This is a genomic window from Parabacteroides sp. CT06 (genome assembly GCF_002257605.1).
GTDB lineage: Bacteria > Bacteroidota > Bacteroidia > Bacteroidales > Tannerellaceae > Parabacteroides > Parabacteroides distasonis.
In genome coordinates, this window is sequence record NZ_CP022754.1 from 4,624,544 (window position 1) to 4,639,746 (window position 15,203).

Genomic DNA, 15,203 nt, shown 5'->3' on the forward strand with positions numbered 1-15,203 from the left:
CTTTTCCGCATCAAAAAGCAGAGAGGTATAGATCAAGATTATTAGATGATAGATTAAAATGGTTAGACACATAACTATTCACTGTCTTCCCATAATACATATATACTCCCGCCCTAAAGCCCTTATCCGATTTGATCATTCCTTGCACGGAACCGGCGTCGCCCAACGACAATAATAAAGGTACGAATATATTACTATAAGCCATCGAGGTAGTACGAGCCACCCGGTTGCTGATATTCAGTTTACAATAATGTAATACCCCATATTGCTCGAACACCGCAGGATCTTCCCTCGACAAGCAGCAAGTCGTCTCAAAGCAACCGCCTTGGCTTACCCTCAGATCGATCACCAAAGCTCCCTTTTTCATCGTACGCACCAAGTCCGTAGCGATAATATAGCGATGTCTCGTATTAATATAACGCATCGCCCCGATCACCACGTCAGCGCTACGAAACGCGTTATGCAGCACATTCGGATGGAACGTGGAAGTAAAAAGCCCTTGCCCCAAGACCTGTTGTATTATACGCAATTTATTGATATCATCATCGAATACTTTCACGGATGCTCCCAAGGCCAACGCGGCACGCGCGGCCACGGTCCCGGCGTTTCCGGCCCCGATAATCACCACTTCTGTAGGGGATACGCCCGGGATACCGCCTAATAAGATCCCTTTACCTCCTTGGGTATTGCTCAACAGCTCGGAAGCGATCGTTATGGAAGCCGCCCCCTCGATCTCGGAAGTGACATTCAGCACCGGGAAACGATTATATTCATCCGCCATCAACTCATAAGAGATAGCGGTAATCCGTTTCGCCATCATCAACTCGAAAGCCTCTTGAGCGAATAAATTAAACTGCACCAATGAGAAAACGGTCGTGCGAGGTCTCATAAGCGCGATTTCCACCGGCAACGGAGGCAATATCTTCAAGATCAGATCCGCTTGGAAAACTTCTGCGGGCGTATCGACGATCTCCGCCCCCGCCTCCGAGAAATGATTATCGGAATAGTTGATGCCTAATCCGGCGCCACTTTCCACCAGCACCCGGTGACCGCAATCGGTCAGCATATCCACCGCCTCCGGAGTTAACGGCAAACGTTTTTCCGCCTCGCATCGTTCACGAGGAATACCGATGAGCAAACGGTTATTCACCTTGCTGATCTCTTTCAATAATTCCTGCGGGATATAGGCCCCCTGTGCCTGCCGGCCGTCGTTCGCTTCCATATGCTATAGGATTTTCATTAACGCGTTCGATATGTCATGTACATCAGATTCTGTTAACATCTTCTCGGCATCAAACGTTATGGACGCCTTCGTATAAAACGGATTCCTTTTCTCCAGACTCTCGGCGATAAACGCCCTCAGTTCCTCCCCGGAACGTCCTTTCAACACCGGACGGGTATGTTTGCACAACTCCAGACGCTTCGCCAGCTCCTCGACTGACACCTTCAAGTAAACCGTCGTGCCAGAAGCGTTCATAAACTCCATGTTATCGAAAAAGCAAGGAGCGCCTCCTCCCGTGGAGATCAGCACGTCCTCAAACTCAGCGACCTCGTGAAGCATATTCCGTTCTATCTCTCGGAAAGCCTCCTCCCCTCTCTCGGCGAATATCTGCGAAACGGCCTTATGATAACGCCCTTCGATATAGTAATCAAGATCTATGAACGAAAGACCGGCGAGCTTGGCAAGCTCTTTTCCCACCGTTGTCTTGCCCGCTCCCATATATCCGACCAAAAAAACACGTTTCATACGTTATTATAATAGTTTTCGCAAATGTAAACTTTTTCCGGGAACTCCATCTTCTTTATTCCTAAGAATCAATAAAAAAATCATAGGCCAATGGCTTTTACTGTCTGGGTCGCACGATCCACTACCAATAAAGTATGACGAGCACCGGCTATTTTCTCGGGATAGACCATCGAATCTGTAAAGTCCTGCAATAATTTTCCGTTCTTAGGGCTGATCTCCCATAGCTCCGACCGTTTATCATCGACACGAAGCGTAACAAACAAACGATCCCCTACAAACGCTATCGACTGGGGAGACTTTTCAAATCCCAATGTCACCAGATACGGCGCAAAGCCCGTGTCCCCTGCCCGAATGTCCGCAGGATCGAATAAATAGATTATATTTTTATTCTGGGCCGTCACATATAAAAAGCCATCATTTCGTGCCGCTACTGCATAAGTACCCATTGCCTCTTGTAAATTTACGCTACGGCTATATATAGGTACCCGAGCAGCGGAACCGGGCTGTACATCTTGCTCCAAGACAACTACCAGTTTCCGTTTATCCCGGATAAAGACAGCCCCTTGACTAGCCGTCACATCAAACGCATGAACGGTCTGATAACCACCCTCACCCCAAGTACCCGTACCGATACAAGTAATGAACTCATACGTTTCCGCATCAAACACATCCGTACGGCTTCCCGTATTCGTGACATATATTTTCCCATACGAGCGAGTCACGCCGTTTGGCTCCCCCGCAAAGGTCTCTTTCTTATCTCCGTTCATCCACTCAACCATACTTTTCACATGACGCACATTACCGGAAGATACATCAAAGACCTCCAAACTATAATGTCCCGGAGCGTCATTTGCTACATATAGCGTATTCCCATAAAGATGGACCGCTTTCGGATGAAAAGTTTCCACAGTGGCACCGGGAATATCCAAGACAGAAAGTGTAAATGAGAGAGGAGAACCCTCATCACCAGCCCTATCCGTCTCCATCGGAGCAAGCCCAAGCCCGCCATCTATGGCATCCAATTCCGGATCATCGATAATGTATTTCGAGGAAGTATACACGTTTTTATTCTCTACCAGATTCTTATTCCTCCGGGTATGCAAGAAACGGCGGGAATAAACCGGTAATTTCTTGCTCACGGAAAGCTGTGAGTAAACCTTCATACAAATTGTAGGGAAACCGCCTTCCGCCGGATAGTACGTCATATTCCCACTATGCCCATACCCCAAGCAGTGTGCCAGCTCATGATACGGCGTGTCAGAACCATTGGCATCGTCGGCATAATGGGTCAGATAGACATATTCACCTAGCCCAAAGGTATTTCCTCCACCCAGACCGACAACATTCACCACGCGTCCATAACACAACCCGCCATGATTCGTGATCTGTTTCTTCAACACATCTATATCCACGATTTGCTCGTTATTTATCAGCTTGCCACGCCACTTCTCCAGTTCCTCATCAAAAAGCGAGGAAGAAAACATCGCGGCCATATTCAAGGAAAGGGCAACTGCCTCACGAGCCAGATGTGGCCTAAAGTTGCCCCAGTTCGAACCGGAATATTTACCAAACCAAATATCCCACTTAGGTTTCACGTTTATCATTCCTTGATAGACCGGATCTCCACATTCAACCCGCAAACTTATATTCTCGGCCACGATATCCGGATGGGCATCTATGGTAACCTCCTCGCCGGAACGTGTATAATAAACCTTCGCCCGTTCTAGAAAAGGCAACTTCATTTTAAACTCCTGAAAAGGTAAAACCGTAGTAAACTCCGCAAACCGTACCTCATCCTCATAACCCTCAACCGTAGCCCAGACAATCACATTATGGATAGCTCTAGGAGAATAGAAACGAAGCATCAACTCCTTCTGCCCGGTAACTGACACCTGCAAAGGCTCATTCACCTTGAATTTTCGCTTTGACGAATCGAAAAGAACCTCGTCCGGTTCCTCATCCTGAAGGATGTAAGAAGTATTCGACGAATCATAATCCTCCTCCGCCATCCGTATCAAACCATATTTACTCGTTCCTCCACTATTACCCACATCATCTTCATCCGAACATCCGAGAACAAGAAAGCCTCCCATTACAAACAGAATGACACGAATGATCGTGTATCTCAACATTTCATTCATAAATAATCTCTTACCAGTTTTGGACGCAAAAATAGTATTTTTATTTAACTCGCATAAAAGTCACCGTTTTTATGTAATTTTGCCCCGTAGACAGATGTAGATTCGATGATGAAATTTATAGATAAGTTCAATACAATCATCCATAAGCCATTTTTCAGCAAATATAGTACCTTAATGGGGCTATGGGCATTGCTGGGGGTTATCGCATGGATTACCAAGTATTTCCCCGGGAAATATAACAACTTCTCCATCTTCAGGCAATCCTTTTGGCATACGTTGAATGAGTTACCGCTCTATGCCGCCTATCCGGAAGAATACAACGATATTTTTCACTACGGGCCGGTATTTAGCTTGGTAGTGGCTCCGTTCGCCATTACACCGTTATGGTTAGGACTGCTTACTTGGTCAGTGGCGCAAAGCCTTTTCTTATTCTGGGCGGTCAAGATGCTACCGGGGATCAAGCGGGAACGTATCTTTATCTATTGGTTCTGTGCCCACGAGTTGCTTACCTCGCTTTTCATGTCGCAATTTAATATCAGTATCGCCGCTATCATTGTCCTCGCCTACGCATTGATAGAGAAAGAGAAAGACGTATGGGCCACTTTCGTGATCATGTTGGGTACCTTTACTAAATTGTATGGGATCACGGGATTGGCGTTCTTCTTTTTCTCTCGCCATAAGATGAAGTTCAGCCTATCTTGCGTAGGATGGGCGGTCGTCATGGTCGTAGCCCCGATGATATTGTCCGGGCCGGATTATATAATGTCCCAATATACCGGTTGGTTCGAGGACTTATCCGGAAAAAATTCGGAGAACTTATTCGCGCTCATGCAGAACATTTCCTTCTTGGGAATGGTTCGTAAGATATCGGGATCGGTCAGTTACTCGGACATTTATCTGATAATAGGGGGATTAATAGTATTCGGCCTGCCTTATCTACGCATCAGTCAATATAAATATGAGGCTTTCCGGAAAACGTTATTGGCCTCGGTGTTGATGTTTGTCGTACTGTTCAGCACGGGTAGCGAGTCCAGTACCTATATCATAGCGTTTATCGGAGTCGCTATTTGGTATACGGCTGTACCGTGGAAACGTTCGACATTGGATATTGTCTTGATGGTCTTCGCCTTTATATTGACCAGCATGTCTCCGTCCGATCTTTTCCCGAAATACATACGAGTGCATTATGTATACCCGTATGCGTTAAAAGCGTTGCCTTGTATGCTGATCTGGCTAAAGCTGACATTTGAGATGTGTACGAGGAGTTATAATCCGGTAAAGGTATAAATGGAATGAACGCACGAGCAGACATAGATTTGGTATTACCTTGTTACAACCCGCCTTCGGACTGGGAGGAACGAGTAGCCACCCATTTCCACGAAGTGGAGCGATTATTCAGCCCGGTACGTTTCCACCTTTTTATTGTCAGTGATGGTTCGAGACGGGGATACGAGCCGGAAACGATTGACCGCCTCCGGCAATTGATACCGAATGTCTGCGTCGTAGACTATAAGCCCAACAGGGGAAAAGGATATGCCTTGCGAGAGGCAGTAAAGCGATGTACCTCTCCCTACATTATTTATACGGACTACGATTTCCCTTATACAAACGACTCGTTCGGCAGGATGGTCGAGACGTTGCTAGGAGGAGCGGACGTGGTCGTGGCTACCCGTAGCAAAAGTTATCAGGAGAATTTGCCTCCTTTCCGAAAAGTGCTATCCAAGCTATCCCATATATGTAACACATGGATTTTGAGGATCAAGATCAAGGATACGCAAGGAGGTATGAAAGGATTCAGTCAAGCGGGACAAGCGATATTCCTGACCACCCGTATCAATAGCTTCCTGTTCGATACAGAATTTATCTATAAGGCAAGTCGCCGGAAAGAGATAAACTTACGGACGATCAATGCGAACATCAAAGAAGGACTAGCGGTATCCGATATGGGATTCAAGGTCCTGCGGCGGGAAGCGTTGAACTTCTTATCCATCTTATTTCATAGAGATTAATTAACATTCATGATATTACTTAGTTTTGATATCGAGGAGTTTGACGCTCCATTGGAACACGGCGTGGAATTGCCGTTCGAGGAACAAATGCGTACTTCCGTGGAAGGAACCCGGAAGATATTGGCATGTCTGGCCCGTCACCGGGTAAAAGCGACTTTCTTTTGCACGGCGAACTTCGCCCTTCATGCGAAGGATTTGATCTTGGACATCCAAAAGGGTGGACATGAGATCGCTTCGCATGGTTTTTATCACTCGTCGTTCGAGACCGCCGATCTACGCAAGTCCAAAGAGGCATTGGAGGAACTGACCGGACAACCGGTGAACGGTTTCCGTATGGCCCGCATGATGCCCGTCGAAGAAGAAGAGATCCATAAGGCCGGTTATCTATACAACTCGTCCTTGAACCCGACTTGCATTCCCGGCCGTTACAACCATCTGGGGCAGCCCCGTACCTATTTCATGAAAGATGGCGTATTGCAACTGCCCGCCTCGGTGACCCCGATCGTCCGTTTCCCCTTGTTTTGGCTGGCTTACCATAACCTTCCGGCCTCCTTGTACCGTAAGCTGGCGCTTTGGACGTGGAAAGAGGACGGTTATTTCCTGACCTATTTCCATCCGTGGGAGTTCACCTCCTTAAGTGATCGGAAAGAGCTAAAGTTACCGTTTATCATGACCAACCATTCCGGTTGCGGCATGGAAAGAAGGCTGGATGCCTTGATCCGTTTCTTCAAGGACAAAAGAGCGCCGTTCGGTACCTATACGCAATTCTCACAAGAAATCTTGAGCAAGAGCCATGGCCAAGAATAAGTTTTATGTCGTATGGAAAGGGTTGAACCCGGGAATCTATGATAACTGGGCGGAATGCAAGGCACAGGTAGACGGGCAAGAGGGAGCCAAATATAAATCCTTCGAGAACCGGGAGGAAGCCGCCAAAGCCTTCGAGGCCGGCTATACCCATTACCTAAAGACCGCCTCTTCCCCGAAAGCCGTGGCCCGTCTCGCGCCGGAAGCCCCGATCGGGAACCCGATCAACGAGAGTCTTGCCGTAGACGCCGCCTGTAGCGGTAATCCCGGGGATATGGAGTACAGGGGCGTTTATACCGCTACCGGGCAAGAGATCTTCCATATCGGCCCGCTGAAGGAGGGCACGAACAATGTCGGGGAATTCCTCGCCTTAGTGCACGGCCTCGCCTTGCTACAGCAAAAGGGAAGCGACCTGCCGATCTATTCGGATAGCCGCAACGCCATCAGCTGGGTCAAGAAAAAGAAATGCAAAACCTTATTGGAACGTAAACCGATCAACGAGCCGATCTTCGACCTCATCGAGCGGGCCGAGAAATGGTTGAACACCCATACCTATACCACCCGGATCCTCAAATGGGAAACCTCCGTATGGGGAGAGATCCCGGCGGATTTCGGAAGGAAATGAGGTAAAGGTAATTAAAATTATATCGTATATTTGCCCCATATATCGAATTCAAGCCTATGAAGATCGCTTTCGACGCAAAACGGATTACGCATAACGCTACCGGACTGGGTAATTATAGCCGGTTCGTCGTGAATAGCCTGTCCGCTTCTTTCCCGGAGCATACCTATCAACTCTATACGCCGGGCAAAGGCAAAGAGGCGTTGCGGAAACGGATCGAGGAGCGTCCGAATGTATCATTCCATTATCCGGAGGGCAGGTTCGATAAGCTATTTCCCTCTTTATGGCGTACCTCGGGCCTGACGGCTACGCTTCGAAAAGAGCGCGTCGATCTGTTCCATGGCTTGAGCAACGAGATTCCGATGAACCTAAAACAGAACGGAATCCCGGCGGTCGTAACGATACATGACTTGATCTTCTTGCGTTACCCGCAGCTCTATAAACCGATCGATCGTTCCATCTATACCTACAAATTCAAGCAAGCTTGTTTACGGTCGGACAAGATCATAGCGATCAGCAGGCAGACGATGCGAGACATCCGGGACTTCTTCCACATTCCGGAAAGCAAGATCGAGGTTGTTTACCAAGGTTGTGACCCGATATTCGGCCAAGCGGTTCAAGAAGACGTGAAATCGTCCGTACGCGAGAAATATCAGATAAACGGGCCTTATATATTATATGTAGGGAGCATCGAGGAACGGAAGAATTTATTGCTTCTGGTAAAAGCCCTGAAAGAGCTGAAAGAAGATATCTCCGTGATCGCTATCGGTAAGCATACGCCTTATACGGACACGGTAGAGACCTATATCCGGGAAAACAACCTGTCCGGTCGTGTCCGTATCTTGACTCATATACCTTTTAACGAATTAGCCGCTTTCTATCAGATGGCGACCTTATTTGTCTATCCCTCGTTTTTCGAAGGATTCGGTATCCCGATCTTAGAAGCCCAGCTTGCCGGTATTCCAGTGATAGCGGCTACCAGTTCTTGTCTGGAAGAGGCGGGCGGATCGTCCGCTCTATATACCGATCCGAGAAATGAGCAAGAGCTGCGCAGCTTGATAGAGTCCGTATTGAACGAGCCGAAGCTGGCCGAATCCATGCGTTCCGGCGGACGAGAGAATATACGGCGATTCATGCCCGACGTATTAGCGGCTCATTTCATGCGAGTATACGAGAATATCTCACAATCTTAGCAAATCCATTTTATCCATACACAATGAATATACTTTTAGTCTATAAAGAAGCCGATATAGCGACCTACAAAATGCTGGAAGGATTGTCCAAGCTTGAGGACTTCAACATCTATATCGCTTCTCCCCAATCGTATACCGACAAAAAGATCTATGGGAATTGTACACCTTTGGATCTGCCGGTCATTACCTCGAAGTTCAACTGGAACGTTATTCGTGCCCTGCGCAAAATCATCAAGACTTATCGGATCGACCTTATCTACTCACCGAGTAGTTCCGGTTTATCAAACGCTCTATTCGCCTCCATAGGCACACGGGCGAAGAATATCGCATACCGAGGTACGCAGGCTAAATTGAAGCGGTTCGATCCGACCTATTATCTAGGCATATTAAATCCCGCCGTGGAGCATGTCGTATGCGAGACCAAAGATATCGAGGAATATCTCTCCCGATTCATCGCACGAAAAAGACTAACGACCAGCACAAAGCCATTTGATATCGATTGGATCAAGGAGGCAGTCCGTACGCCCAAACAAGCAGACGATATTCCGGACGACGCCTTTCGTTGCATCTATATCGGAGCGACGAAGAACAGGCCGTTCAAAGGCTTAACCGATTTGATTGATGCGTTTATCTTATTGGATGATCCACGGGTACATCTTACAATCGTGGGAGAATATGGGGAAAATGATTTCCAATTAGCCCAACAGTCGAAGGTAAGCGCACAAATTCATTTTCTGGGACAGCGTTCCGACGCCATCTCTTTTCTGGTCACGTCCCAGTTGTTTATACTTCCCTCGCACCGGGATGCCTCCCCAAGAGTCGTGCGAGAGGCTATGGCTTGTTCAGTACCTTGTATCGTAACAGACATACCGGGAGCAAGAGACTTAATCATAGACGGAGTCACCGGATTGTTAGTGCCGCCTTCTTCTCCTCAACAAATGGCGGCGTCTATCCGCTCGCTTATCGATAACCCGGAGCGATTGGAAGCGTTCGCCAAGGCCTCACGTGAGCATATCATCCAAGATTTCAGCGTAAAGGCTTATACAGACGGCTTCGCCACGTTATTCAGGTCGATCAAGAAAGCATAGATTATTTACAGATTCAGAAACAACGGATATAAGCTAATGAATAGCTATCATAAAGATGGTCCTTCATTCCATGTTTATATTGGAAGGACAGGATATTTTTCTTAAGCTCATAATTTAGCTTTGTCCGTAGAATCATCGGCTTATCCCCATTATCCCGATATCCCCGGAAACCGGCATAATTACAATCCAACGAGACCCCCCGATAGGTTCCTAACACACCTGCCCCATAACAGAAAGCGTCGTTCTGACGATTAACGACATCGTTCGTCATCCAACAATAAAAACCCGCTAAAGCTTGTACACGGATCGAAGCGTTTACATCTTTCCGCTTCCACAACGTACGTCCCAGATTGGCGTCGAACCAATAAGAGGCCGCATCCGTATAACGAGCGTCGCACAAGCGTCCGCCACTGGCGGTTTTCAGGTTGGCGCTTACCACGATATCCATCCACTTCTCGCTCCGGAGAGCTTGGAAATAAAAATTAAAGATCACGTCGCCCCGGCAAACAATCGGGGATTTCAGTTCTACCGCATAACGCTCATCCCGCACTTCCGGCGACATCTCATACCATTCTTGGAATACCCAACTGACATTCACTCCTACACGCCCCTTTACGACAGGAATGTACAAACGGGTAAAGATATCTTTTGTCTGATCGCCTCGCGTCTTATGATATTCCCCCCGAAGCTCCACTTCCCAACGGCTGGACAGGCTTCCTCCCACCAACTCGGGAATCGGAAAGGCATTTGGCCCGAAATAACGGGGCGAGTAAGTCAGATACTCTACCTTTTCCCACCATTCTAACGCCTTAACCGGAGATACATAGGCCAAAAGACAACTAACAACTAAACAGAACCGGAGTATTTGTATTTTCATAAAAGTCTATAATTCAAATTCAATCTCATGCTTCAACGCATATTTCTTCCAGAAACGATTTCGATAGTATAATATCCAACGAAGGCATTCCGCTTTATCAAAATGCCGGCTCTCGGCATAGGTCTCAGCCATTAAATGAAAAGCGGCTTCCCGTCCCCACAAGCGGGAGAAATTCGCGCATCCTCGTTTTAGCGAGACAGGCCCGAAATACATCCGGTTTATATCGATCAAGGAAAACCTAACCCCTTCCTCCGTACGATCGTACAATACATTTCCGGGAGAGAAATCGGCATGATAGACCTCCGCCTCATGCAACTCTGCCATATAAGTGCCTAACGCACGAAAAATATCCTCGTTCTCCTCTACCGGACGCTGTCCGACTTTATACAATGTCTTATAGCTGGATTGCAAACTGATAAAATAACTATATCCCAAAAGGCCTTTCTCCCGAAAAAGGACATAAGCGATCGGGGCAGGAGTCTCAAACCCCTTGGCAACCAATCGCAGAGCGTACTCATAGGCTCGCACAGCCTTAGGCTGACGGAAAAAACGATAAATAACACGGTTTATCAAGAGGGGGACTCTATATCGCTTGACATTCAGTTCCACACCATCTACCTCAAAAACCTTGATCTCATTCCTCGCCTTATAAATCGTTTTTCCCTCTTCTGAAAATATACGAGGTACACGCCTTACAAAATCCTCGAATCGCCCGTACGCCGGGTTAATGACCTCCTTCATCCGAAACCATTTCATTTAAAGAGGTTAATACCTTGTTTATGATTAGATCCGGATTGAGCTGTTTCATACACGCCCAATCCTTCCGCAGGCAGGGCTTTTGGCCGAATACGGAACAAGGACGGCAAGGTAAGTCCAACTGGATACAATCTTCCGGATCCTGATGATATCCGTAAAATCCGGCATAGGGATGGGTAGCGCCCCAAACGGAAAGCACCCGTGTACCGACCAAGGAAGCGAAATGCATATTGGCGGAATCCATGCAAATCAACAGATCCAACCGGCTGATCAAGGCCAGTTCCTGATCCAAGGAATACTTGCCCGCCACGCTTTTTACCCGGGGATACTCAAAAGCCCATTGATCCAAGAGCGCCTCCTCGTAGCCACGACCACCGAACAGGAAGATGGTAAAATCCTCTCGATCGGAAAGCTCGGCCATGACCAGCTCCATCTCCCCGGTCGGATAAATCTTTCCCCGGTGCTTGGCGAAGGGGGCGATACCGATCCATTTGCCCGTCTTCGTTCCCACAAGGGGTTCCAAGGCGGATAAATCAGGGGTCGAGGTCTCATAAAGCGAGGTGAACGATTCCGTATAATGAAGTCCGGCGTTACGGAAAACATCCGCATAACGTTCGATCACCGGGCGAAGTTGTTTAAATCGTTTATGCTTCGCGTCGGTCAACCGGGCACGATCTTTCCGGGCCTTATCCACGACAAACACCCGTCTGCCGTTCAAGCGGAACAGCGTACGGATAATCATGGTCCGCAATACGTCATGCAAATCCAGAACCACGTCGAAATCATATTTTACCAAGGCAGAGGCAAAACGAAGCAACCCCGCCAACGTTTTCTCCGTGCTCTTCGTATTGATGCCGATCACGTTCACGTTCTTCGGGCGGTTGATAAAGACCGGGATCAAGAACGCTTGCGTCAACACGGTAAACGAGTCCGTAGGATTCGCCTTGGCTGCGGAATAGATAACGGGAACGGTCATCGCCACATCCCCGATAGCCGAAAGTCGTATTACTAATATATTTGCCATTATTTCTTACCGTACAACACAGGATTCAAGGCCGGGTCGTTGTACATCTTCATTTGCTTGTAGACCTTCATATACTTCTTACCGTCACGGATATCGGATAGCAATTGATCCAAAGCCATCGACAAATCCTTCTTCTGCTCCATCAGCACCGCCAGTTTCTGCTCACAACGAGCCTTATGCTCGGCAGTAGCATCCGGACGGTTTGCCTCCTCACGCATATGATAGATCTTTAGCGTAAGGATAGAGAGACGATCGATCGCCCAAGCCGGGCTTTCCGTATTGATCGTAGCGTCCGGCAAGACTTTCACGTTCTTATATTTATCCAGAAAGAAACTATCGATCAACTCTACCAAATCCGTACGATCTTGATTCGACTTGTCGATGCGGCGTTTGATAGCCAGCGCTTCCACCGGGTCGATCTCCGGATTCCGGATAATGTCCTCCAAATGCCATTGTACGGCATCGATCCAGTTCTTAAGATAAAGATAAAACTCGATGCTCTTTACCGCATAGGGATTATGCACTGTAGCATCTACATTGTCAGTTACATGATAAGCCTCCGTAGCTTGCTCAAAAATGCGGAAACATTGTTCGCTGAAGTTCATATATGATTCATTTTCTTTCTGTGAATACTTTGTGGGACAAAGATAATGCTTACAGATCAGAAACCCAATTCTACCGGATAAATTCTATCCTCTTAGCATATATCCTTTCTTCGGCAAGGATACGATGCCGGTAGACGGATCGTTATGAAGCGCTTTACGGAGATAGGTGACCTGCACATTCAAGGCCAGGGAGTTGGCGTATGAGCTAGTTCCCCAGACGGTTTCCAGCAGAAGGTCACGATCCACCGCCAGATTCAGGTTTGTCGCCAGGATTCGCAGAAGATCCGCTTGGCGGGAAGTGATCAATACCTTGTTATTGCCCGTACGGATCTCGTTCGTGGTGTAGTTGAAGGTCGTGTTTCCGAAATGGAAGCTCTCCTCCTGCACGCTTTCATGGACACCGATCTCAAAACGGTCCTTGATACGGGCGATCAGCTCTTCCGGATAGAAGGGTTTCGCCAAGTAATCGTTTCCGCGCAAGCTAAAACCTTTCAAACGGTCGTTCTTATCGGAACGGTCGGAAAGGAAAAAGATCAAGACATGGCGGTCTTGCTCACGGATCTTTTCCGCTACCTCGAAACCGTTTAGGCCGGGCATGTTGATATCCAGCAAGACCAGATCCGGTTTCACGACCGGGAATTGCTCCAAAGCCATGGTACCATTGCCGGTATAAGTCACCTCATACCCCTCCCGTTCCAAGAATCGCTTCAAGACGAGGGAATACTTAAGGTCATCGTCAGCGAAAAGTATTTTCAATGTCGATTTCATAAGGCTGTAGTCGGTAGATTTATAGTAATTCGAGTGCCTTCACCTAATTCACTTCGCAGGGATACAGAGCCATGATGCGCCTCTACTATTTGGCGAACGTAGCTCAATCCCAACCCAATACCCGGAATTTGCTTATCCGGCAGATGAGACGAACGGTAAAATTTATCGAACACCTTTCGCCGCTCATCCGGAGCGATACCGAAGCCATTATCCGAAACGGTCAATTCCACCCTTTGCTGATTCCAAAGCACTACGATATCGATATCCACTTCCTCTCCCGAATATTTGATCGCATTCTCTATCAAGTTAGACAAGACATTCGCCACATGTACCGGATCGGCCGTCAGATCCGGCATATCCGGGGGAAAGGCCGTCGAGAAAGAGACTTTTTTCCCGGCGGGGATATTGGTTAGGCGTACCACCTTCTCCACCAACTCACGGAGATTAAAAGCGGAAGGTCTCAGAAGCGTCTCCCGCTCGTCCGCACAGACCATATCTTTCAATTTTCCCAGATAGGCGGAAAGATTATCCAACTCGAACATGGAGTCTTGAAGGACCCGTTCCGTCGTGGCCTCATCCATCCGCATCTCCCGGTCATTCAAGAAAGAGACGAATACCTTCAAGGTTTGTACCGGTCGCCTCAGCTCATGGATCATCGTATGCACGAATCCCTCACGCAACTCGTTCAAGCGCATTTGCTCCCAGATCGTACGGATCTGGAGACCCAAACAAGCCAGCAATAACAAGATAAGGAAAATACTTAGGAAAAGCTGCCATCCCATCCGGCCCAATAACGGATTCATGGGAAGATCCACATCCACCCACACCGCCTTTCGCTCGATCGGGGCGAACACATAGCATATCGAGATAGAGGTTGAAAACAGGTTTTTCGATAATGGTAACCATAAGGCCGATGACTGTCCGGACAAGGTATCGCTCGCTACGAACGGACGTACCCGATAATCCAGACCGGGCAGACCGACAGACAAGATGGAGTCCAAACGCTCCGCGGAGAAAGGCACAAAGAACTCCACGACCGAACGATCTACCCCAACCAATAAGCTATCTTCCGGCATATTCGGGTCCAGATGAAGCCGAAAACTATGGATCTTTGTCGTATCCTTGGGATAAAGCTGGAAACCGAACGAGTTTTTCAACCCATTTAACACGCTATCACCAGACTGGTATTTCGACTGGCGTTCTATGATATAAGTACCTTTCGTCATCTCCGCCTCTTCCTTCCGTATACGAAATTCCTCCTGCCCGGCATGAAATACCTCACCGGCGATCTCATCCGCATAAGTACACATCTCGTACCGGAACTGATTGAACAGCCAATAGCCTTGTACCCCGATCGCCGCCAAAGCCGCCGACAACGAGATTACCCATATCCATCGAATTCTCTTTCCCATGTCTCATTCCTTTCCGGCAAAGATAGATAGCTACTCCATGATTACAACGTACATGTAGCCATTTTTATAAGCGGAGTAATATTTCAGTAATAAAAATCTTCCTTACGGCGAACGTTCCTCTCTTACATTCGCGACAAATAACTTCTAAAACCAACAG

15 protein-coding genes are annotated in these 15,203 nt (G+C 47.7%); 6 read left to right on the plus strand and 9 right to left on the minus strand.

All coding sequences use genetic code 11. The features are described 5' to 3' along the window. Positions 1-10: 10 nt before the first annotated feature. The 3 genes from CI960_RS20275 to CI960_RS20285 all read right to left on the minus strand — a co-directional run bounded on the left by CI960_RS20275 (position 11) and on the right by CI960_RS20285 (position 3,888). Complete coding sequence (locus CI960_RS20275; RefSeq protein WP_005860726.1) at positions 11-1,222, minus strand: alanine dehydrogenase; 1,212 nt, start codon at positions 1,220-1,222, stop codon at positions 11-13. A gap of 3 nt (positions 1,223-1,225) precedes the next feature. Next, entirely contained in the window at positions 1,226-1,747 is a 522-nt protein-coding gene (locus tag CI960_RS20280; RefSeq protein ID WP_005860724.1) for a shikimate kinase, read from the minus strand. Positions 1,748-1,827: 80 nt separating this feature from the next. Then, positions 1,828-3,888 carry a hypothetical protein gene (locus tag CI960_RS20285; RefSeq protein WP_005860722.1) on the minus strand — a complete coding sequence of 687 codons (2,061 nt, stop codon included), beginning with the start codon at positions 3,886-3,888 and terminating at the stop codon, positions 1,828-1,830. 105 nt (positions 3,889-3,993) lie between these two features. Here CI960_RS20285 and CI960_RS20290 point away from each other — a divergent pair, with 105 nt between their 5' ends. Genes CI960_RS20290 through CI960_RS20315 form a run of 6 tightly spaced genes read left to right on the plus strand, consistent with a single transcriptional unit; the run spans position 3,994 to position 9,604 of the window. After that, positions 3,994-5,175, plus strand: coding sequence for a glycosyltransferase family 87 protein (locus CI960_RS20290; RefSeq protein ID WP_008781048.1), 1,182 nt, complete (start codon positions 3,994-3,996; stop codon positions 5,173-5,175). A 5-nt stretch (positions 5,176-5,180) separates the two neighbouring features. Next, positions 5,181-5,897: a glycosyltransferase family 2 protein gene (locus CI960_RS20295; protein WP_005860718.1), complete on the plus strand. Its 717-nt coding sequence runs from the start codon at positions 5,181-5,183 to the stop codon at positions 5,895-5,897. 9 nt (positions 5,898-5,906) lie between these two features. Beyond that, positions 5,907-6,704: a polysaccharide deacetylase family protein gene (locus CI960_RS20300; RefSeq protein ID WP_005860716.1), complete on the plus strand. Its 798-nt coding sequence runs from the start codon at positions 5,907-5,909 to the stop codon at positions 6,702-6,704. Next, complete coding sequence (locus CI960_RS20305; protein ID WP_005860715.1) at positions 6,691-7,326, plus strand: viroplasmin family protein; 636 nt, start codon at positions 6,691-6,693, stop codon at positions 7,324-7,326. Before CI960_RS20300 ends, CI960_RS20305 begins: the two co-directional genes overlap by 14 nt. 56 nt (positions 7,327-7,382) lie before the next feature. Continuing rightward, the gene (locus CI960_RS20310) at positions 7,383-8,516 is read left to right on the plus strand and encodes a glycosyltransferase family 1 protein (protein ID WP_005860714.1); all 1,134 of its coding nucleotides are present in this window, start codon (positions 7,383-7,385) and stop codon (positions 8,514-8,516) included. 23 nt (positions 8,517-8,539) lie between these two features. Next, positions 8,540-9,604 (plus strand): glycosyltransferase, encoded by a 1,065-nt coding sequence (locus CI960_RS20315; protein ID WP_005860713.1) that lies wholly within the window; start codon positions 8,540-8,542, stop codon positions 9,602-9,604. Positions 9,605-9,617: 13 nt separating this feature from the next. On the opposite strand, the gene CI960_RS20320 is transcribed toward CI960_RS20315, so the two are convergent. The 6 genes from CI960_RS20320 to CI960_RS20345 form a co-directional block, all read right to left on the minus strand. After that, positions 9,618-10,481, minus strand: a complete 864-nt coding sequence (locus CI960_RS20320) for a hypothetical protein (RefSeq protein ID WP_005860712.1) — start codon at positions 10,479-10,481, stop codon at positions 9,618-9,620. A 6-nt stretch (positions 10,482-10,487) separates the two neighbouring features. Next, entirely contained in the window at positions 10,488-11,237 is a 750-nt protein-coding gene (locus CI960_RS20325) for a lipopolysaccharide kinase InaA family protein (RefSeq protein WP_227211315.1), read from the minus strand. Continuing rightward, entirely contained in the window at positions 11,206-12,261 is a 1,056-nt protein-coding gene (locus CI960_RS20330; protein WP_005860710.1) for a glycosyltransferase family 9 protein, read from the minus strand. Before CI960_RS20330 ends, CI960_RS20325 begins: the two co-directional genes overlap by 32 nt. Next, complete coding sequence (locus tag CI960_RS20335) at positions 12,261-12,866, minus strand: DUF4254 domain-containing protein (RefSeq protein WP_005860709.1); 606 nt, start codon at positions 12,864-12,866, stop codon at positions 12,261-12,263. The genes CI960_RS20330 and CI960_RS20335 overlap by 1 nt, the downstream gene beginning before the upstream one ends. An 84-nt stretch (positions 12,867-12,950) precedes the next feature. Next, complete coding sequence (locus CI960_RS20340) at positions 12,951-13,634, minus strand: response regulator transcription factor (protein ID WP_005860708.1); 684 nt, start codon at positions 13,632-13,634, stop codon at positions 12,951-12,953. Then, positions 13,631-15,046 (minus strand): sensor histidine kinase KdpD, encoded by a 1,416-nt coding sequence (locus CI960_RS20345; RefSeq protein WP_005860707.1) that lies wholly within the window; start codon positions 15,044-15,046, stop codon positions 13,631-13,633. Before CI960_RS20345 ends, CI960_RS20340 begins: the two co-directional genes overlap by 4 nt. Positions 15,047-15,203: the final 157 nt, after the last annotated feature.

Excerpts from the sequence above, each read along its gene's own strand:
- CI960_RS20275 (WP_005860726.1), bottom strand. The coding sequence starts at position 1,222 with ATGGAAGCGAACGACGGCCGGCAGGCACAGGGGGCCTATATCCCGCAG.
- CI960_RS20280 (WP_005860724.1), bottom strand. The coding sequence starts at position 1,747 with ATGAAACGTGTTTTTTTGGTCGGATATATGGGAGCGGGCAAGACAACG.
- CI960_RS20285 (WP_005860722.1), bottom strand. The coding sequence starts at position 3,888 with ATGAATGAAATGTTGAGATACACGATCATTCGTGTCATTCTGTTTGTA.
- CI960_RS20290 (WP_008781048.1), top strand. The coding sequence starts at position 3,994 with ATGATGAAATTTATAGATAAGTTCAATACAATCATCCATAAGCCATTT.
- CI960_RS20295 (WP_005860718.1), top strand. The coding sequence starts at position 5,181 with ATGAACGCACGAGCAGACATAGATTTGGTATTACCTTGTTACAACCCG.
- CI960_RS20300 (WP_005860716.1), top strand. The coding sequence starts at position 5,907 with ATGATATTACTTAGTTTTGATATCGAGGAGTTTGACGCTCCATTGGAA.
- CI960_RS20305 (WP_005860715.1), top strand. The coding sequence starts at position 6,691 with ATGGCCAAGAATAAGTTTTATGTCGTATGGAAAGGGTTGAACCCGGGA.
- CI960_RS20310 (WP_005860714.1), top strand. The coding sequence starts at position 7,383 with ATGAAGATCGCTTTCGACGCAAAACGGATTACGCATAACGCTACCGGA.
- CI960_RS20315 (WP_005860713.1), top strand. The coding sequence starts at position 8,540 with ATGAATATACTTTTAGTCTATAAAGAAGCCGATATAGCGACCTACAAA.
- CI960_RS20320 (WP_005860712.1), bottom strand. The coding sequence starts at position 10,481 with ATGAAAATACAAATACTCCGGTTCTGTTTAGTTGTTAGTTGTCTTTTG.
- CI960_RS20325 (WP_227211315.1), bottom strand. The coding sequence starts at position 11,237 with ATGAAATGGTTTCGGATGAAGGAGGTCATTAACCCGGCGTACGGGCGA.
- CI960_RS20330 (WP_005860710.1), bottom strand. The coding sequence starts at position 12,261 with ATGGCAAATATATTAGTAATACGACTTTCGGCTATCGGGGATGTGGCG.
- CI960_RS20335 (WP_005860709.1), bottom strand. The coding sequence starts at position 12,866 with ATGAACTTCAGCGAACAATGTTTCCGCATTTTTGAGCAAGCTACGGAG.
- CI960_RS20340 (WP_005860708.1), bottom strand. The coding sequence starts at position 13,634 with ATGAAATCGACATTGAAAATACTTTTCGCTGACGATGACCTTAAGTAT.
- CI960_RS20345 (WP_005860707.1), bottom strand. The coding sequence starts at position 15,046 with ATGGGAAAGAGAATTCGATGGATATGGGTAATCTCGTTGTCGGCGGCT.